The sequence below is a fragment of the Pseudomonas sp. GM41(2012) genome (genome assembly GCF_000282315.2).
Taxonomy (GTDB): Bacteria; Pseudomonadota; Gammaproteobacteria; order Pseudomonadales; family Pseudomonadaceae; genus Aquipseudomonas.
In genome coordinates this window covers 1,573,117-1,589,453 of the sequence record NZ_AKJN02000006.1, presented here as the reverse complement: position 1 = coordinate 1,589,453, position 16,337 = coordinate 1,573,117, and the positions used below count along the sequence as shown (strand labels likewise).

Below are 16,337 nucleotides of genomic sequence, written 5' to 3'. Positions count from 1 at the left end.
CGCCTATACAGCGCTGTATAGGCGCCTGATTCATCGCCCGGTTGTATCAAAAATGAATTTCCGCGAAGTCCGCCGCTCATACCTGATAGGTAGCGGATTTGAGCCCGCGAAATCATTTTGGCAATCAGGGAGTGGCACAGTCATGAGACCAATATCGACGGCGGGCGAACATCTCACTGGCGGGTTGATTCTTGTGGTTGAGGACGACCCGTTAATCCTGGAGTTTCTCTGCGAAGTTCTTCAGGAGGAAGGGTTTGTGGTTGAACCGCATGTCAGTGCAGACGCTGCATCGGAATATCTGGAATTGCATGCACAACAGGTGGGCTTGTTGCTCACGGACATCAGCATGCCAGGCAAACTCAACGGCGCGGACCTGGCCAATCTGTTTGGCGACCGCTGGCCCGAAAAACCGATCATGATCATGTCCGGTTTTGAAACGCCGGAAAGCTCCGGGGTCAGGCATTCAGTGTCGTTCATCAAGAAACCGTGGGCGCTTGGGCAGTTGCTGGACTGTGTGGAAGGTGCCTTGAAGTCGAAAAGTACCCTGTAGAACTAAACCACTACAACCTGTGACGATGCGCGTTGTGGCGGGCCTATACTTCAAGAGTCGGCACACTCGGTGCGACCTGCAATCGTGTTTGATGTCTGGGGTGGCGCGTCGAGTGATCGTTCACGCAGGCCACGGCCTGCCTTTCGTCGTAGGGAGGAGAAGATCATGGCGCGTAAATACATCGACTGCCGCGAGTTTCCAAGTGATGCCAAATGCTCGGTCGCACTGTCCGCAGACTCTGAAAACGAACTGCTCGAGGCCGCCGCACAGCATGCGGTCAGTGTTCACAAGCACACCGACTCACCGGAACTGCGTGCTCAACTGAAAACGATGTTTCACGACGGCACCCCGCCTGTTGAAGCACCGCGTCCCGCTTAGCAACGAAATCCTCTGCGGGAGTTGCCGAAGGCTCGGGCCGCGTTCGGCAGCTCCTCGCAAATGCTACATTGTTCGGCGAACCCGCCTGGCACTTGCGAGAGGAAGCTCCCCCTTGTCTGCTCAAGAATCTGTCTTCAATACCCATTACCGCGCTTTTCTGTTTGATATGGACGGCACCGTCCTCAACTCCATCGCCGCTGCCGAGCGGATCTGGGCGGCCTGGGCCTTGCGCCACGGCGTCGATGTCGCCTCATTCCTGCCCACCATCCATGGCGTTCGCGCCATCGACACCATCAATCGCCTGGCGTTGCCCGGGGTGGATGCCGAGGCTGAAGCGGCGTTCATCACCGAGGCGGAAATCGAGGATGTCGAGGGGATCATCGAGGTGCCAGGCGCGGCGAGTTTCCTGAAGTCGCTGCCCGCCAACCAGTGGGCAATCGTCACCTCGGCGCCGAAGGCATTGGCGCTGCGGCGGATGGCCGCGGCGGGCATTCCACAGCCTTTGGTGATGGTCACTGCCGAAGACGTCAGTGCCGGAAAGCCCGATCCCGCGGGCTATCGACTGGCGGCCAAGCGCTTGGGCATTGAACCGGCCGATTGCCTGATTTTTGAAGACGCCACCGTAGGCATTCTCGCCGCCGAGGCGGCGGGCGCAGGCCTGATCGTGGTGACCGCGACCCACGACCATCCGCTCCGGACCCCGCATGCCACATTAGCCAGCTACAAATCGGTCGAGGCCCGAACAGACGCCGACGGTCTCATCCGCCTGCAACAAATCTAATGTGGGAGCGAGCCTGCTCGCGATAGCGTCAGCACATTCAGCATTGATGTGACTGAAAGATCGCTATCGCGAGCAGGCTCGCTCCCACAGGGGGTAGGTGAATTGGCTAATAAACCCCAGGAATCAACCGCCAACTGCGGGCGCAGTAAGCCTCGTATTCGCTGCCGAACTGCGTCCTTAACAGCGCTTCTTCGGAGTGAATGCGGGCGATCAGCGGGATTAGCGTCAGCGCGGCCAGCAACAGGCCAACGCCGGAGCGAAAGGCCAGCGCCCAGCCCACCGCAGTGATCATCAGCCCCAGATAACTGGGGTTGCGCAAGGTACGATAAATCCCGTCGGTGACCAGCGTGTGCCCCGGCTGAATCGCCACCAGTCCACTGAAACGCTTGCCCAGCACAAATACCGGCCACAGCCGCAACGTGCCGCCGATGATGAACAGTAATGCCCCGAGCCAGCGCACACCTTCGCCACCAAAGGTCCAGAAATCGATCCGGTCAGTGTAGGCCGGCAGGTACCCGCTCAATAAACCAATCACCCCGAACGCCGGCAGCACCCAACGATTGGCCCGGTCTTCACGTTCGCCGGAACTCAGGTTGACCTCAGTGAACAAGGACGCGATGGCCATCACCAACGTGGCAAGCACGATAACCACCAGCGGTGCATGAGAGAAAAACGCCGAGAACCCGCCAAGCCCCCACACCGCGAGCCCAAGGTAGGCGAGGGTGGAAACAATGGCGAAAAACGCCAGTTTGGCCGAGATTTTCATCTGCACCTCCACAAACGGACCTGACACCGTTCAGTTTAGGAGCTGCCGCAGGCTGCGATCTTTTGACTTTGCTTTTCAAGATCAAGATCAAGATCAAAAGATCGCAGCCTGCGGCAGCTCCTACGTGGCGGTGTCGGCCCTGGCATTCCGCCGAATCACCTGCGGCGGCTGCCCGAACGCCCGAAGGAAGGCTTCGCGCATGCGGCGGCAGTCGCTGAAACCCGACTCTTCGGCGATCTGATCGAGGGTCAGGCGCCCGCGCTCCAGCATCTGCCTTGCCGTTTCCAGGCGCAGGTTCTCGATGGCTTTTGCCGGTGATTGACCGGTTTCCGCCCGAAAGGCCCGGCTGAACTGCCGAGGGCTGAGGCGCGCGACGTCCGCCAGTTGCTCCACCGACAACGTCTCGGTGAGGTGTTCTCGCGCATAGCCGAGGACGGTTTGAATGCGGTCGGATTTCGCTTCCAGTTCCAACAGCGCCGAGTGCTGCGACTGGCCTCCCGCGCGGCGGTGGTACATCACCAGTTTCTGCGCCACGGAACGGGCCAGTGCGGCGCCGTGATCCTTTTCCACCATGGCCAGCGCCAGGTCGATGCCGGCAGTCATCCCGGCGGAGGTCCAGATCGAACCGTCGACGACGTAGATGCGGTCTTCTTCGACCTTGATCGACGGAAACCGCGCTTGCAGCTCCCGTGCATAAGCCCAATGGGTGGTGGCCCGCCGTCCGTCGAGCAATCCCGCCTGGGCCAGGACGAACGCCCCGGAGCAGATCGACGCCGTGCGCCGGGCGGTTTTAACGCTGTCGCGCAGGTAAGTCAGTACGCCCTCGGGTGCCTGCTCGAGGATGGCATCGCCGCCGACCACAATCACCGTGTCGAACACCCGCTCACCAAAGGCCTCGGTGCCGACGCTCAGCCCGCCGGAAGCGCGCAATGTGCGGCCGTCTTCGGACAATACGCTGACGTCATAAAGCGCTTCGCCAGCGCTGAAGTTGGCGTACTCGAACACCGGCATGGCCGCCAGTGCCATGGACTGGAACCCTTCAAACACTACAAACGCCACGGAAGTCATTGAGATGTCCTCAAAAAGGTCATGTCCGAAAAACGTACTTTAAACGTCATTTGAGACGAGCGTTAGACCCTTTATAACGATTCACACCCGGCGAAGTTATCGCCTCACTGTGAAGGAAATTGACATGGCTCTCTCATCCAAAGGTACCGCTCTGATCACTGGCGCTTCTTCGGGCATCGGCGCGGTGTATGCCGACCGTCTTGCCCGGCAGGGTTACGACCTGATTCTGGTCGCCCGCAGTCAGGCGAAACTGAACGCCCTGGCCAACCACTTGAGTAACGAAACCGGTCGCGCTGTGGAAGTGGTCGCCGCCGATTTGAAAGACAAGGCCGACGTGCGGCGGGTCGAGGAAATTCTACGCGCTGACGCCAGTATCACCCTGTTGGTCAACAACGCCGGGGTCGGCGCTGTCATGCCGCTGCTCGGCAGCCCGGTGGATGACATGGAAGACATGATCACCCTCAACGTGACCGCTTTGATGCGCCTGGCTTACGCGGTGGTGCCAGGCTTCGTTGCTCGTGGCACCGGGACGGTGATCAACATTTCCTCGATCGTTGCCATTGCGCCGGAAATTCTCAACGGTGTGTATGGCGGATCCAAGGCGTTTGTCCTCGGCCTGAGCCAATCGATGCACCGTGAGCTGGCCGACAAAGGCATTCGTATCCAGGCCGTATTGCCCGGCGCCACCGCCACCGCCTTCTGGAGCGAGGCCGGCAACCCGGTGGAAAACCTGCCGCAAGAGATCGTGATGTCTGCCCAGGACATGGTCGACGCCGCGCTGATGGGTCTGGCGCAAGGCGAAGTGGTGACCATTCCGGGCCTGCACCAAGGCGACCAGTGGGACACCTACGAAGCCCAGCGCCAGAGGCTTTCAGGCTTGTTCGGCAACTCTACGGCCGCACCGCGTTATCGCTGAATCGGTAGCCTCCGGGCAGGGTGAACTAAGCTTGGATAAGGACCGTTCACCCTTAAGGAGCACCACCATGCTTCACATCAGAACGCCCCTGATTCTGCATCCAGACCTGTCGACCCCATCTCGTCGAATCTGGCTCAAGCTGGAAAACCTGCAACCGAGCGGCTCATTCAAACTTCGCGGTATAGGGCTCTTGTGCAGCCAGGCGGCGGCGCAAGGGAAACGCAAAGTGATCTGTCCTTCCGGCGGCAATGCCGGGTTCGCCACCGCCGTGGCTGCCGCCAGACTGGGGTTGAAAGCCTGCATTGTGGTGCCGAACACCACGCCGGAAACCACCCGCGCACGGATCAGGAAAACCGGTGCCGAGGTGATCGTCCATGGCAAGGTCTGGGACGAAGCCAATCTACGGGCCAAAGAACTCGCGCAGGGTGCGGACACCGAATACGTGCCAGCCTTCGATCACCCGGTACTGTGGGAAGGGCACAGCACAATGGTCGATGAAATCCTCGAGGATTGTCCTCAGGTCGATGCAGTTGTGATGTCGGTAGGGGGCGGGGGGTTGCTGGCGGGGATTCTCACCGGATTGATCCGCCACAAGCGCACGGACTGCCGGATCATCGCGTGTGAAACCCAGGGTTCTGCGTCTTTTGCCGCCGCTGTCAGTGCCGGACATCCGGTTGTATTTCCCCGGATCGATACGGTCGCCAAGTCGCTCGGCGCTACTTTGGTGGCTGCCTGGCCGGTGCAGCACATCCTCGATTTCCCGCATGAATGTGTCGTGCTCAGCGATGACGAGGCGATCATGGGCGTGGTGCGTTACGCCAACGACCTGCGTCAGTTGGTCGAACCGGCGTGCGGCGTTTCGTTGGCAATTGGCTACCTGGACCATCCGGCGATTGCCGAAGCCCATGACGTGGTGATTGTGGTGTGCGGCGGCGTGAGCATCAGCGCGCAACTGGTGGCGGGTTGGGCGCGACTCTCCACGAGTGCTGAAGCAAGGTAGGGCTGCAAACGCTATCCGGGTGCTGCGAGCCCCACCGCTACTTTTTCAGTCTTTATTGACCTGCAGCTACGCCTTCCTGGACGAGGATGGCTCTGGCCAGGTCTTCGTCGCTGGCGTTGAGACCGGGATGTTCCTGACGAATCTGCTTTAAGTACGACTCCAGATAAACACCACGAATCGCGCCGCCACTGGCGATGAAGCTGGAGGCGTCATCCCGGGCCGGAATCACCCGTTTGTCATCCTTGAAGGTCGAGTACAGCGATGCGGAAACCCCGGCTGACGTGGCGACATCGCCCGCATCCACTTTGGCCATAGCGGAGCCGAAGGGTAAACACAGCAAAAGGGAAGAGATGATAATCAGACGGCGCATGACGGTGTCCTCGGAAAGCATGAAGCAAAAAAAGGAAGTACCTCATAGTCTAGGATGCGTGGCGGTCGTCAGGAGTTCCCTGTCGCTGCGTGATCAGTCCAATGCCTGCCTCTGAAAAAAACTCAGTCCCTCGCTGCACACACGATGATCTCGGCGCCGCTCAGAAGCGTCGCACTGAAAAACTGTCCAGCCATTGGGGTGCCTTGCCGGCGATGCAGTTGGCGACCAACTGACCTGTTACCCCGGCCAGCGTCAGGCCCAGGTGCTGGTGACTGAAGGCGGAGATTAGCCGCGGTCCTGAACTGGTCAAGTAAATCCGGTCCCCACATTGATGTTGAATGTGCAGACGCCATCGCGAGCAGGCTTGCTCCCACATTTGTGTGGTGCCGTTCGCAGGATTTGTGGCCGGCGCAGGTCCCTTGTGGGAGCGGGCTTGCTCGCGAAGGCGTCAGCCGGCACACCGCATAATCCTGTTTAACGACACGCGTTTAAAGACACTCGGTGTTACGTCATAAGCGGCTACAACACCTTGCGTCGTTACCTACGCGTACGCCAGAATCCGCCGGCTTGTGCGGCTGTGGGGCGGGCTATATCGTTTGCTGGTCACTGAAAAACAGTGATCGGGTTTGGTAGCCCGTCTTGCAACAGTCGTATGGCAACACCTTATGCCGTCTCTTTTTTGGGACTCTGCTTTTATGGTGGTCATGCGTGGGGCTCCTTTGTGAGCGCCGGGTTTCCTGTTGCAGCCGGTCTACCAACCCGCGTATGGCCACCACCTTTCGTTTGGTAGCGAGGGTGATGGCTCCTTAAAATCTGCAACAAGGAGTTTTCATCTATGTTCAAAGTCACACCCAACCCCCCGAATACCAGTCCGTTACCCTACGACGCCTTTCTTGATCTTGACCCCAAGAAAATGAAAGAGGCGGCCGACCGCGCACTCAGCTTCTACCTCAACCCCGGGGCGTCGAAAACGCAGATACCGCCCCGCAAGCCCAGCACCATTTTCACCATCGACGCAGCGGTGGATGACGAAACGTTGCTCGTCGAGGCCTGTGAATCGTTGGCATCAGCCAGCGCCATGGTCAACGATCTCGCCGACGTAACGGACGGCCCGCGACGGCAAACGGTGCTGGTGCTGCAGCGGATGATCATGTTGGGTGAGTTAGCGGTCAATCGGGTACTGGATAACCACAAGCCTGGGTAGCAGCCAGGCGCGCCCGTGAGGGAGCGTGCTCCCTCACGACACTTATTTCTGATGGAACACTCTGTGGCGAGGGGGCTTGCCCCCGTTGGGCTGCGCAGCAGCCCCAGCAAAGCTGTCGCGGTGTATCAGAAAGTACTCGATGGCCGATTTTGGGCTGCTCGGCGGCACCTCGAAAACCGGCGTGCTGGCCGGCACCATGAACTTCTGCGGGAACATGGCCGGGGTGATCGTGCCGATCCTGATCGGGCTGATCGTGCAGTTCACCGGGTCGTATTTCCTGGTGCTGATCTTCTTCGTGGTCATGGCGATGCTGCTGGCGATATTCTCCAGCCTGATCGATTATCGGGAACGAGGGCTGGCGTGAAAGGAGCGGAGGGCAGGTGAGCGTCGATATCGAATGCGTGGTGGTCGGGGCCGGAGTGGTCGGGCTGGCGGTCGCCAGAGCCCTGGCCCGCAGCGGGCGGGAAGTGATCCTGGTCGAGGCGGGTGAGGGCATTGGCGTGGGCATCAGTTCGCGCAATTCGGAAGTGATCCACGCCGGTATTTACTACCCGAGCGGCAGTCTCAAGGCGCAAATGTGCGTGGAGGGCAAGCAACGCCTTTACGCCTTTTGCGATGAGCGTGGCGTCGATTATCGGCGCCTGGGCAAGCTGATCGTCGCCACCGATGACGGTCAGTGCGCGGCCTTGCGGACGTTGCTGGTGCAGGGCCGGAAAAACGGCGTTGATGACTTGCAATGGCTTGATGCCGATCAGGCGCGTGAACTTGAACCGGCAGTGTCCTGCGTCGCTGCGCTCTGGTCGCCGTCCACCGGGATTGTCGATTCCCATGCCCTGATGCTGGCGCTTCAGGCGGATGCGGAGGCCAGCGGCACGTCGCTGGTTTTTCATACGCCGCTGGCGTCGGCCCGTTGCACCGAGCAAGGTTTCGAACTGCAGATGGGCGGCGCCCAACCGATGACCTTGAGCTGCCGCGAGTTGATCAATTGCGCCGGATTGTTTGCGCCTGAGGTGGCGAACCGGATTGAAGGTTTGCCGTCGCAGCACGTTCCCGAGGCACGATTGTGCAAGGGCAGCTATTTCAGTTTCAGCGGCCGGGCGCCATTCCGGCATCTGGTGTATCCGGCCCCGGAAAGTGCGGGGCTGGGTGTGCACATGACGCTGGATCTGAGCGGCCAGGCGCGCTTCGGGCCGGACGTCGAATGGGTCGATCAGGTCGATTATCGTGTGGATCCACACCGAGCCGATGGCTTCTACGAGGCGATCCGGCGCTACTGGCCGGCATTGCCCGATAACAGCCTGCAACCGGCCTACAGCGGCATCCGCCCGAAAATCACCGGGCCGACCGAACCGGCGGCTGACTTTGTCATCAGTGGTCCGGCCGAGCATGGTGTGCCGGGGCTGGTGAACCTGTTCGGAATCGAGTCACCGGGGTTGACCAGTTGCCTCGCGCTGGCCGATCGGGTGGTGGACCATCTGACTCCGCATTCGCAGGTCGCGAAGTGACCGGTAATCAGCGTTTGCAATGCCGCTCGCCCTGAGGGCTATGCTTGGCAGTGCGCCCATCACAATGGGAGACCTGCAATGATTAACGTACGCACTGCCCGCATGCTTGCCGATTACAAACGCTGGGCCAATCAACGCCTCTTCGACAGCCTGGCCGCTTTGCCACCGGGTGAGGTCAATAAAGAGCGCGTGTCGGTGTTCAAGAACATGATCGGCACCCTGAACCACATCTACGTGGTGGACTGCATCTGGCGGGCCCACCTCGAAGGCCGAGGGCACGGCTTTAAAACTTCACACGATCTGCTGCATCCCGACCTCGCCGGGCTGCGCCTGGCGCAAAAGGACATCGATCACTGGTACTGCGACTGGAGCGAACGGCAGACCGATGCCTCGCTGGATAAACCCGTCGAGTTCAGCTTTGTCTCGGGGGAAAGCGGCATCATGAGCGCCGGCGCGATACTGATGCATGTGGTCAACCACGCCAGTTACCACCGCGGCTGGGTGATCCAGATGTATTTCGAGATCCCGGTCATGCCACCGGTCACTGACTTGCCGGTATACCTGCGCGAGACCGACCCCGCTGCTTTCCAATCGATTAATGCCCCGGCAGCGGCGCCGACATGTGTTGGGCTATTCGCGAGCGCAACCAACGTTCTGCCGGATCGTTATCGTTGACCCCGTTCCAGACCATGGACAGTTCGGACAGCACGATGTCAAACGGCGGGTCGTCGGCGCGCAGCTGGCTGCTGCCTTCGATCAGTGCGCACGCCGCGTAGTCCGGCACCGTAGCCAGCATATCGGTGCCGGCCAGCAAGGCGCGCAGGCCGGCGAACTGCGGCACCGCCAGCACCACCCGGCGTGAGCGGCCGATACGCGCGAGGTCGTTGTCGATGGCACCGGTCAAATCCCCGGAAAACGACACCAGCGCATGCGGACGTTCGCAGTATTCATCCAGGGTCAGGGTGCCGGGGCGATTGTCGCCGCGCAGGATCTTCACGCTCAGGTCACGCAACTTCTTGCGCTTGGCGTTGGCCGGCAGTTCCGTGGTGTAGCTGATCCCGACGGAAATTTCCCCGCTGGCCAGCATCGACGACATCAGCAGAAAATTCACCCGCCGCACCACCACCACAACGTTCTGCGCCTCTTCGCGTATTTGCTTGAGCAGCGGCGGAAACAGGCCGAACTCGGCGTCGTCGGACAGGCCGATGCGAAACACATCGCGGCTGGTGGACGGGTCGAAATCCTTGGCCCGGCTGACCGCGCCGGAGATGGTGTCCATCGCCGGCTGCAACTCCTTGAGGATCGCCAATGCGCGCTGGGTCGGCTCCAGCACGCGACCGTTACGCACCAGCAGCGGGTCGTCGAACAGGTCGCGCAACTTGGCCAGTGAGGCACTGACGGCGGGCTGACCGAGAAACAGCTTCTCCCCGGCCCGGGTCAGGTTCTTTTCGAACATCAGGGTTTCGAAAATCACCAGCAGGTTCATATCGACGCGGCGCAGGTCGTTGCGGTTCATGCGGGTTTACTCGCAGGATTTCGGGGTCTTTTCAGTAAAGCACCAAACCCTGTGGCGAGTGGTTTATCGGAACGCCGCACCGCCCCGTTCGGCTGCGAAGCAGTCGTGAATCCTGTGCACTCGGTTTACCTGAATGAACGCGGTTGCAGGTTTTGGGGCCGCTGCGCGACCCAACGGGGGTAAACCCCCTCACCACAGGGTTTTGTGTGCTCCCCACGTAGAGTGGACGATTATGTGGCCGGGCCTGGTTCGGTCAGCACTTTCCTGAACGTTTCCACCAGCGGTCGCAAATTGATTCGGTGCCACGCGGCCCACAGCGGCGTGGTGAAGGAAATCCATGGCACTTCCCGCAGCACCACGCCGGGTGGTGCGTTACGGCTCAAACCTTTCTGGATCATGGCGATGCCCAGCCCCGACGCCACCAATCCCAACGCGGTGAAAGGTTCGGTAGCTTCCATACGAATGTCCGGGGTGAAACCGGCGCGGATGCAGGCGCTGACGAAGTCGTCGCGGCTGGCGGCGTCCTGGCGGGGTTGCACGCCGATCCATTCCTGATCGGCCAGGTCCGCCGGGGTCAGTGTTGGGTTGTTCGCCAAAGGATGATGCTCGGGCAGGGCCAGCAGCATCGGATCGTCCAGCACCTGAAAACCCAGCAGGTCCGGGTCGTCGGCGACGGGTGGTTCGCTGACCAGTGCGATATCCAGACTACGCTGACGCAGGCCTTCGAGTTGTTCGGCGGAATTCAGGTTGTACAGCGCGACGTGCACGTTCGGCCGGTCGACCCGCAGCACCCGCAAGGCATTGGGCAAGACGCCGGCGTGCATGGCGTTTTCGATGTAGCCGATGCACAAGCCGCCTTCTTCGCCGCGACCGAGGCGCTTGCCCAAGGATTCCAGGCGATTGGCGTGGGTCAGCAGGGCACGGGTTTCCGCCAGGAAAGTCTGGCCGTCGCGGGTCAGGCGAATGCGTTGCTGGCTGCGCTCGAACAGGGTCAGCCCCAGGCGTTCTTCGAGCTGGGCGATCTGTCGGCTCAGGGGCGACTGGGAAATGTGCAGGCGTTCGGCGGCGCGACCGACGTGTTCTTCTTCGGCGACGGCGACGAAGTAGCGCAATTGGCGGATGTCGATCATGTCAGACCTATAGGGACTCAAGTTCTGCACATTATGTCTTGGACGGTCCGATCATCGCAATCTAGGATCTGCTCAACGGTCACCTCTGATGACCCCTGACACTCAAGAGGAAAAACCCATGAGCTTGAAAGACAAACTACCTGGCGCCCTCGGTTTCGGTACCGCCCCATTGGGCAACATGTTCCGCGCCATTCCTGAAGACGAGGCGATGGCCACCGTCCACGCTGCCTGGGATGCCGGCGTGCGTTACTTCGACACCGCGCCGTTTTACGGTTCGGGCCTGTCGGAAATTCGTCTGGGCGCCGCGTTGGCCCAGTACAACCGCGACGACTATGTGCTGAGCAGCAAAGTCGGCCGGGTCATCCTCGATGAAGTCGAAGACACGGTGGCCCGCGATCTGGGCGAAAAAAGCGGTGTGTTCGAACACGGCCGCCCGAACAAGATCGTCAACGATTACAGCGCCGACGCCACGATGCGTTCCATCGAAGACAGCCTCAAGCGCCTGCAAACCGATCGTCTGGACATCGTCTGGGTGCATGACATCGCCCAGGACTTCTACGGCGATCAATGGCTGGAATACTTCAACCAGGCCCGCACCGGCGCCTTCAAAGTACTGACCCGTTTGCGCGAAGAAGGCGTTATCAAGGGTTGGGGCCTGGGCGTGAACAAGGTTGAACCGTGCGAACTGACCCTGGATCTGACCGAAGCCCAGCCGGATGGTTTTCTGCTGGCCGGTCGCTACACACTGCTCGACCACGATCGTGCGTTGCAACGCTTGATGGACGCCGCGCTGGCGCAGAATGTCGAGATCGTGGTCGGTGGTCCTTACAGCTCGGGCATTCTGGCCGGTGGCGCGCACTTCGAGTACCAAAAAGCCAGTCCGGCGATCATCAATAAAGTCGAGCAGATCAAACGCATCGCTGCCGCACATGGTGTCGACATCAAGGCTGCTGCGTTGCAATTCTCCCTGGCTAACCCGGCCGTGGCGGCGGTGATTCCAGGTTCCAGTCGTCCGGACCGGATTGCTGAAGACGTTGCCGCAATGTCGGCTGTCATTCCCGCTGCTTTCTGGCAGGCGATGCGCGACGCGAAACTGGTGTCCGAACGTGCGCCATTGCCGATCATTGGAGGTTGAGCATGAAAATCGATCTGAGTGGAAAACTCGCCATCGTCAGCGGCAGCACCGCCGGCATTGGCCTGGGCATCAGCAAGGCGCTGGCCGAATCCGGCGCCACGGTGGTGGTGATCGGCCGCGAGACGGCCAAGGTCGAACAGGCGCTGGCGAGCATTCGCCAGAGCGTGCCGGACGCGCAGTTGCGTGGCCTGACCGCAGACCTCGGCACTGCCGAAGGTGCCGAGGTGTTGTTCGCTGCCGAACCGCGAGCGGACATCCTGGTGAACAACCTCGGGATCTTCAACGACGTGGACTTTTTCGACACACCGGACAGCGAGTGGACGCGGTTTTATGAGGTCAACGTGATCTCTGGCGTGCGCCTGTCCCGGCATTACGTGCCAGACATGGTCAAGCAGGGCTGGGGTCGGGTGATCTTCCTGTCCTCGGAATCCGGCATCGCGATCCCGGCCGATATGCTCAACTACGGCGTCACCAAAAGCGCCAACCTGGCGGTGTCCCATGGTTTGGCCAAGCGGCTGGCGGGCACCGGAGTGACGGTCAATGCAATCCTGCCCGGCCCGACGTTGACCGATGGCCTGGAGCAGATGCTTAAGGGCGCCACCGCCGAATCCGGGCGCAGCGTTCGGGAAGAAGCCGACGCCTTCGTGCGCAAGGCCCGGCCGAGTTCGATCATCCAGCGCGTGGCGGATGTCGAGGAAGTCGCGAATCTGGTGGCTTATATCGCCTCGCCGCTGTCTTCGGCCACTACTGGCGCAGCTTTGCGAGTCGACGGCGGCGTCGTCGACAGCATGGCGATTTGAACCTTATTGATTGAGAGAGAATATTTTCATGGCTACAGCAACAGCATTCATCGACATCCCGGCGACCACCGATCAGGTTTGGCAATTGATTGGCGGCTTTAACTCGCTGCCGGACTGGCTGCCGTTTATTCCCCAAAGCGAGCTGAGTGAAGGCGGCCGGGTGCGCAGCCTGCAAACGGCGGATGGGGCGGTGGTGGTTGAGCGGTTGGAGGCGTTTGATAACGCTGGGAAGACTTACAGTTATTCGATTTTGCAGGCGCCGTTTCCGGCGACTGACTATCTGGCGACTATCAGTGTTGAAGCGCAGGGGCAGGGTTCGCGAGTGACGTGGTCCGGGCGGTTTGCACCTGTTGGGGTGAGTGACGAGGAAGTGGTGGCGCTGTTTACCGGTATCTATCAGGGTGGCCTCGAAGCCCTGCGCGCCAACTATCCGGCCTGACGCTGAACTGATCGTTCCCACGCGGAGCGTGGGAACGATCATGCAGCCGGCAATCTAAGCTCCGCGCACAACCCACCCCCCTCACGATTACTCAACGTCAACGATCCCCCGATCGCCAACGCCAGCTGCTGTGCAATCGCCAACCCCAAACCGGTCCCGCCGGTACTGCGGTTGCGCGAGTTCTCCACGCGATAAAACGGTTCCATCACCTGGGCCAATTCTTCCTCGGCAATCCCTGGCCCGCGGTCCATTACCTTCACCGACAAACTGCCGTCAGCCTTCGCTTCCACCCACAACTCGGCTGCGCCGGCGAACTTCAATGCGTTGTCCGTCAGGTTCACCAGTACCCGCCGCAAGGCGTGCGGCCGGGTGTTGATCACCGCGTCGCTTTTACCGCCGAGCTGCACGTCTTTGCCCATGTCCTGATAGTCGAACACCAGGCTGTCGAGGAACGAATCCAGATTGGTGCGGCGACTTTCCTCGGTGGCGCCATGAACGCTGCGGGCATAGGCCACGCCTTCGCGCACCAGGTGTTCTATCTCGCCAAGATCATTCCAGAGTTTGTCTTTCTCGGCGGAGTCGTCCATGAATTCGGCGCGCAGTTTCATGCGGGTGATCGGGGTTTGCAGGTCGTGGGAAATCGCCGCCAGCAGTTGCATGCGCTCCTTCAGGTAAGCGGCGATGCGCGCCTGCATCGAATTGAACGCCTTGGCGGCATGAGCGACTTCGGTCGGGCCTTTTTCGTCCAGGTGCACCGGGTGGGTATTGGGGTCCAGGGTCTCCACCGCCTGAGCCAGGCGGGTGAGGGGGCGGATGGCGATTCTCACGGCCAGCCAGGTGCAGATGAGCATCAGCGCCAGTTGCCCCAGCAACACGATGGGCAGCCACGGTGACAACGGCACCATCGAGGGTCGCACGTCGATGGTTACCGGGCTGCCGTCCGCCAGTTTCAGGTGGACCTGAAAATGTTTATCCGGCCCGGGGATGTCGGTCACCGTCATCGGGTAATCCTTGCCGATGGCCTCTTTGATCGACGTCATCGCCATGGGCGAATCGCTCATGGGCATGCCCGGCGAGCCTTCGTTCAACAAATAGCGGTAGTTGCGTCGATCCAGTTGTTGCAGCCAGCTCATGCGTTCTTCGGCCGGCAAGCGGTCGAGGATGGCGATGGAGGTCGAGACGTCGGTTTCCAGATTGCCCAGCATGGTGTTCCTCGTGCTTTCGTAGCGCTCGTAGTACTGCGCGCCGAAAGACAGTGCCTGCGCGAGAATCAAGCCGATCAGGAAGATCAGCGACAGCCGCGAGGCGAGCGTGCGAGGCCAGCGCATCGAGAGGTTCATGAGGGCGCCCCGAGGACTTCCACCGGCAGCGAAAACACATAACCTTCGCTGCGCACGGTTTTGATGTAGGCCGGTTCGCGGGCATCGTCCAGCAGGCGCTGGCGCAAGCGGCTGACCAGCAAGTCGATGGAGCGGTCGAACAGGTCGGCATCGCGGCCTTGGGTCAGGTTCAGCAATTGATCGCGATTGAGCACCCGCTGAGGGTGATCGAGGAATACCCGCAGCAACCGATATTCCGCGCCACTGAGCGCGACCATCGTGCCGTCTTCATCGAGCAGGTGCCGGGCCGAGGTGTCCAGGCGCCAGCGCCCGAAGGCCAGCAAGCGACCACTTTCGGTGACCACCAGGTTGGGCGGCAGCATCCGCGTGCGGCGCAGCACGGCGTTGATTCGGGCGAGCAGTTCACGAGCGACGAACGGCTTGACCAGGTAATCGTCGGCGCCCATTTCCAGACCGATGATGCGGTCGGTTTCATCGTTGCGCGCGGTGAGCATCAGCACCGGCGTGGCCTTGTGTTTACCGGCACGCAACTCACGGCACAGCATCAGGCCATCGTCGCCCGGCATCATGATGTCGAGCACGATCAGGTCCACCGGCGTGGATTCCAGGAAGGTGCGCATTTGCCGTCCATCCGCCACGACGGTGGTGCGCAGGCCGTTTTTCTTGAGGTAGTTGCCTACCAGTTCCCGGATCTCGCGGTCATCGTCCACGATGAGAATGTGATCGACGTGTTCCATTTGGCCAGGCCTCTGTAGATGGGGGATGTCGCGCAGTCTATCGAGCCTTGGCCGGCTCGCCCGCAGTCCTTTGTATTGCAGTGTATCTGGCCTGTCGGTGGATACACGTGGACGCAAAAACACCCATTTTCAGGGCATTTGTATCGCTGTGTATCCCGGGCCGGTTCTGATACGTACCGATTTACACGCGCCTGTTCCCGACACAGTCGGGATACCTCGCGGGCTTCTAATAGGTTCCATCGAGGCAAATCAAACCGCCTCGGCCCACTAAACGATTGACCTATCGAAGCCTTGAGGAAACCACCATGAACACCAAAGCCGTCTACGCCGCTTGCCTGTTTGCCGCCCTGAACATCTGCACCTTGTCGGCCCGCGCCGAAGCCGATGTCTCCGCTAAAACCTACACCTACGGCACGCACCTGGACATCAAGAAAGTGGTGTCGCTGAAACAGGATGACTCGACTTCCTGCGGGGTTGTGGATGCCCAGCTGACTTACCTGGATTCCCATAACAAAACCCAGGTTCTGGACTATCGCAAATTTGCTGATGCCTGCAACTCAGATAACTGAGTCCTGCGCTGACCCATGGCCCATCCCCATTGAAACAGGAAGCACTGGCGGTAGCAGGACTCCGCAGGGGCAGTTGCTGGATAACCAGACTGCTTGAGGGTGTCCGTGAGAGCCACCCCTCACCCCAGTCCTC

General features: G+C 60.6%; 20 protein-coding genes and 1 pseudogene. 13 read left to right on the top strand and 8 right to left on the bottom strand.

The window, feature by feature from the left end; genetic code table 11:
* Window positions 1-142 precede the first annotated feature (142 nt).
* The 3 genes from PMI27_RS18725 to PMI27_RS18735 all read left to right on the top strand — a co-directional run bounded on the left by PMI27_RS18725 (window position 143) and on the right by PMI27_RS18735 (window position 1,709).
* Window positions 143-550: a response regulator gene (locus PMI27_RS18725; protein WP_008156961.1), complete on the top strand. Its 408-nt coding sequence runs from the start codon at window positions 143-145 to the stop codon at window positions 548-550.
* A 165-nt stretch (window positions 551-715) separates the two neighbouring features.
* Window positions 716-928 (top strand): DUF1059 domain-containing protein, encoded by a 213-nt coding sequence (locus PMI27_RS18730; protein WP_008156959.1) that lies wholly within the window; start codon window positions 716-718, stop codon window positions 926-928.
* 112 nt (window positions 929-1,040) lie between these two features.
* The gene (locus tag PMI27_RS18735; RefSeq protein WP_008156958.1) at window positions 1,041-1,709 is read left to right on the top strand and encodes an HAD-IA family hydrolase; all 669 of its coding nucleotides are present in this window, start codon (window positions 1,041-1,043) and stop codon (window positions 1,707-1,709) included.
* 106 nt (window positions 1,710-1,815) lie between these two features.
* Here PMI27_RS18735 and PMI27_RS18740 read toward each other — a convergent pair whose 3' ends face one another.
* On the bottom strand, window positions 1,816-2,475 hold the full coding sequence (locus tag PMI27_RS18740) for a methyltransferase family protein (protein ID WP_008156957.1): 660 nt from the start codon (window positions 2,473-2,475) through the stop codon (window positions 1,816-1,818).
* Window positions 2,476-2,595: 120 nt separating this feature from the next.
* Complete coding sequence (locus PMI27_RS18745; protein ID WP_008156956.1) at window positions 2,596-3,543, bottom strand: GlxA family transcriptional regulator; 948 nt, start codon at window positions 3,541-3,543, stop codon at window positions 2,596-2,598.
* A gap of 124 nt (window positions 3,544-3,667) precedes the next feature.
* On the opposite strand from PMI27_RS18745, the gene PMI27_RS18750 reads away from it, so the two are divergent.
* Both PMI27_RS18750 and PMI27_RS18755 read left to right on the top strand, forming a co-directional pair.
* A complete protein-coding gene (locus tag PMI27_RS18750) occupies window positions 3,668-4,459 on the top strand; it encodes an SDR family NAD(P)-dependent oxidoreductase (protein ID WP_008156955.1) in 792 nt (263 codons plus the stop codon).
* 67 nt (window positions 4,460-4,526) lie between these two features.
* Window positions 4,527-5,459 (top strand): pyridoxal-phosphate dependent enzyme, encoded by a 933-nt coding sequence (locus PMI27_RS18755; RefSeq protein WP_008156954.1) that lies wholly within the window; start codon window positions 4,527-4,529, stop codon window positions 5,457-5,459.
* A gap of 52 nt (window positions 5,460-5,511) precedes the next feature.
* On the opposite strand, the gene PMI27_RS18760 is transcribed toward PMI27_RS18755, so the two are convergent.
* Window positions 5,512-5,829 (bottom strand): DUF2388 domain-containing protein, encoded by a 318-nt coding sequence (locus PMI27_RS18760; protein ID WP_008156953.1) that lies wholly within the window; start codon window positions 5,827-5,829, stop codon window positions 5,512-5,514.
* A gap of 160 nt (window positions 5,830-5,989) precedes the next feature.
* The gene (locus tag PMI27_RS31265; protein WP_150113523.1) at window positions 5,990-6,139 is read right to left on the bottom strand and encodes an FAD-binding oxidoreductase; all 150 of its coding nucleotides are present in this window, start codon (window positions 6,137-6,139) and stop codon (window positions 5,990-5,992) included.
* Between the two features lie 525 nt (window positions 6,140-6,664).
* Here PMI27_RS31265 and PMI27_RS18765 point away from each other — a divergent pair.
* From PMI27_RS18765 to PMI27_RS18780, 4 genes and pseudogenes are all read left to right on the top strand, one after another.
* Window positions 6,665-7,033 (top strand): DUF6124 family protein, encoded by a 369-nt coding sequence (locus tag PMI27_RS18765; RefSeq protein WP_024164559.1) that lies wholly within the window; start codon window positions 6,665-6,667, stop codon window positions 7,031-7,033.
* Window positions 7,034-7,187: 154 nt separating this feature from the next.
* Window positions 7,188-7,397: pseudogene (locus PMI27_RS18770) on the top strand (MFS transporter); the annotation flags it as partial.
* A gap of 16 nt (window positions 7,398-7,413) precedes the next feature.
* Window positions 7,414-8,538: an NAD(P)/FAD-dependent oxidoreductase gene (locus tag PMI27_RS18775; RefSeq protein ID WP_008156950.1), complete on the top strand. Its 1,125-nt coding sequence runs from the start codon at window positions 7,414-7,416 to the stop codon at window positions 8,536-8,538.
* Between the two features lie 78 nt (window positions 8,539-8,616).
* Entirely contained in the window at window positions 8,617-9,213 is a 597-nt protein-coding gene (locus tag PMI27_RS18780) for a DinB family protein (protein WP_008156949.1), read from the top strand.
* On the opposite strand, the gene PMI27_RS18785 is transcribed toward PMI27_RS18780, so the two are convergent.
* A complete protein-coding gene (locus tag PMI27_RS18785; RefSeq protein WP_008156948.1) occupies window positions 9,134-10,054 on the bottom strand; it encodes a LysR substrate-binding domain-containing protein in 921 nt (306 codons plus the stop codon). The two genes, PMI27_RS18780 and PMI27_RS18785, sit on opposite strands and share 80 nt — an antisense overlap.
* A 230-nt stretch (window positions 10,055-10,284) precedes the next feature.
* Window positions 10,285-11,184 carry a LysR substrate-binding domain-containing protein gene (locus PMI27_RS18790; protein WP_008156947.1) on the bottom strand — a complete coding sequence of 300 codons (900 nt, stop codon included), beginning with the start codon at window positions 11,182-11,184 and terminating at the stop codon, window positions 10,285-10,287.
* Between the two features lie 118 nt (window positions 11,185-11,302).
* Between PMI27_RS18790 and PMI27_RS18795 the strand changes: the two genes are divergently transcribed.
* Genes PMI27_RS18795 through PMI27_RS18805 form a run of 3 tightly spaced genes read left to right on the top strand, consistent with a single transcriptional unit; the run spans window position 11,303 to window position 13,558 of the window.
* Complete coding sequence (locus tag PMI27_RS18795; RefSeq protein WP_008156946.1) at window positions 11,303-12,319, top strand: aldo/keto reductase; 1,017 nt, start codon at window positions 11,303-11,305, stop codon at window positions 12,317-12,319.
* 2 nt (window positions 12,320-12,321) lie between these two features.
* A complete protein-coding gene (locus PMI27_RS18800; protein WP_008156945.1) occupies window positions 12,322-13,119 on the top strand; it encodes an SDR family NAD(P)-dependent oxidoreductase in 798 nt (265 codons plus the stop codon).
* A 28-nt stretch (window positions 13,120-13,147) separates the two neighbouring features.
* Window positions 13,148-13,558: an SRPBCC family protein gene (locus PMI27_RS18805; protein WP_008156944.1), complete on the top strand. Its 411-nt coding sequence runs from the start codon at window positions 13,148-13,150 to the stop codon at window positions 13,556-13,558.
* Window positions 13,559-13,596: 38 nt separating this feature from the next.
* Here PMI27_RS18805 and PMI27_RS18810 read toward each other — a convergent pair whose 3' ends face one another.
* Together PMI27_RS18810 and PMI27_RS18815 are read right to left on the bottom strand one after the other, a co-directional pair.
* A complete protein-coding gene (locus tag PMI27_RS18810; RefSeq protein ID WP_008156943.1) occupies window positions 13,597-14,898 on the bottom strand; it encodes an ATP-binding protein in 1,302 nt (433 codons plus the stop codon).
* The gene (locus tag PMI27_RS18815) at window positions 14,895-15,635 is read right to left on the bottom strand and encodes a response regulator (RefSeq protein WP_008156941.1); all 741 of its coding nucleotides are present in this window, start codon (window positions 15,633-15,635) and stop codon (window positions 14,895-14,897) included. The genes PMI27_RS18810 and PMI27_RS18815 overlap by 4 nt, the downstream gene beginning before the upstream one ends.
* 305 nt (window positions 15,636-15,940) lie before the next feature.
* Between PMI27_RS18815 and PMI27_RS18820 the strand changes: the two genes are divergently transcribed.
* On the top strand, window positions 15,941-16,204 hold the full coding sequence (locus tag PMI27_RS18820; protein ID WP_008156940.1) for a DUF2790 domain-containing protein: 264 nt from the start codon (window positions 15,941-15,943) through the stop codon (window positions 16,202-16,204).
* Window positions 16,205-16,337: the final 133 nt, after the last annotated feature.

Coding starts and splice junctions, on each gene's coding strand:
- PMI27_RS18805 (WP_008156944.1), top strand. CDS start 13,148: ATGGCTACAGCAACAGCATTCATCGACATCCCGGCGACCACCGATCAG.
- PMI27_RS18810 (WP_008156943.1), bottom strand. CDS start 14,898: ATGAACCTCTCGATGCGCTGGCCTCGCACGCTCGCCTCGCGGCTGTCG.
- PMI27_RS18740 (WP_008156957.1), bottom strand. CDS start 2,475: ATGAAAATCTCGGCCAAACTGGCGTTTTTCGCCATTGTTTCCACCCTC.
- PMI27_RS18820 (WP_008156940.1), top strand. CDS start 15,941: ATGAACACCAAAGCCGTCTACGCCGCTTGCCTGTTTGCCGCCCTGAAC.
- PMI27_RS18755 (WP_008156954.1), top strand. CDS start 4,527: ATGCTTCACATCAGAACGCCCCTGATTCTGCATCCAGACCTGTCGACC.
- PMI27_RS18745 (WP_008156956.1), bottom strand. CDS start 3,543: ATGACTTCCGTGGCGTTTGTAGTGTTTGAAGGGTTCCAGTCCATGGCA.
- PMI27_RS18760 (WP_008156953.1), bottom strand. CDS start 5,829: ATGCGCCGTCTGATTATCATCTCTTCCCTTTTGCTGTGTTTACCCTTC.
- PMI27_RS18790 (WP_008156947.1), bottom strand. CDS start 11,184: ATGATCGACATCCGCCAATTGCGCTACTTCGTCGCCGTCGCCGAAGAA.
- PMI27_RS18815 (WP_008156941.1), bottom strand. CDS start 15,635: ATGGAACACGTCGATCACATTCTCATCGTGGACGATGACCGCGAGATC.
- PMI27_RS18765 (WP_024164559.1), top strand. CDS start 6,665: ATGTTCAAAGTCACACCCAACCCCCCGAATACCAGTCCGTTACCCTAC.
- PMI27_RS18780 (WP_008156949.1), top strand. CDS start 8,617: ATGATTAACGTACGCACTGCCCGCATGCTTGCCGATTACAAACGCTGG.
- PMI27_RS18730 (WP_008156959.1), top strand. CDS start 716: ATGGCGCGTAAATACATCGACTGCCGCGAGTTTCCAAGTGATGCCAAA.
- PMI27_RS18750 (WP_008156955.1), top strand. CDS start 3,668: ATGGCTCTCTCATCCAAAGGTACCGCTCTGATCACTGGCGCTTCTTCG.
- PMI27_RS18725 (WP_008156961.1), top strand. CDS start 143: ATGAGACCAATATCGACGGCGGGCGAACATCTCACTGGCGGGTTGATT.
- PMI27_RS18795 (WP_008156946.1), top strand. CDS start 11,303: ATGAGCTTGAAAGACAAACTACCTGGCGCCCTCGGTTTCGGTACCGCC.
- PMI27_RS18785 (WP_008156948.1), bottom strand. CDS start 10,054: ATGAACCGCAACGACCTGCGCCGCGTCGATATGAACCTGCTGGTGATT.
- PMI27_RS18800 (WP_008156945.1), top strand. CDS start 12,322: ATGAAAATCGATCTGAGTGGAAAACTCGCCATCGTCAGCGGCAGCACC.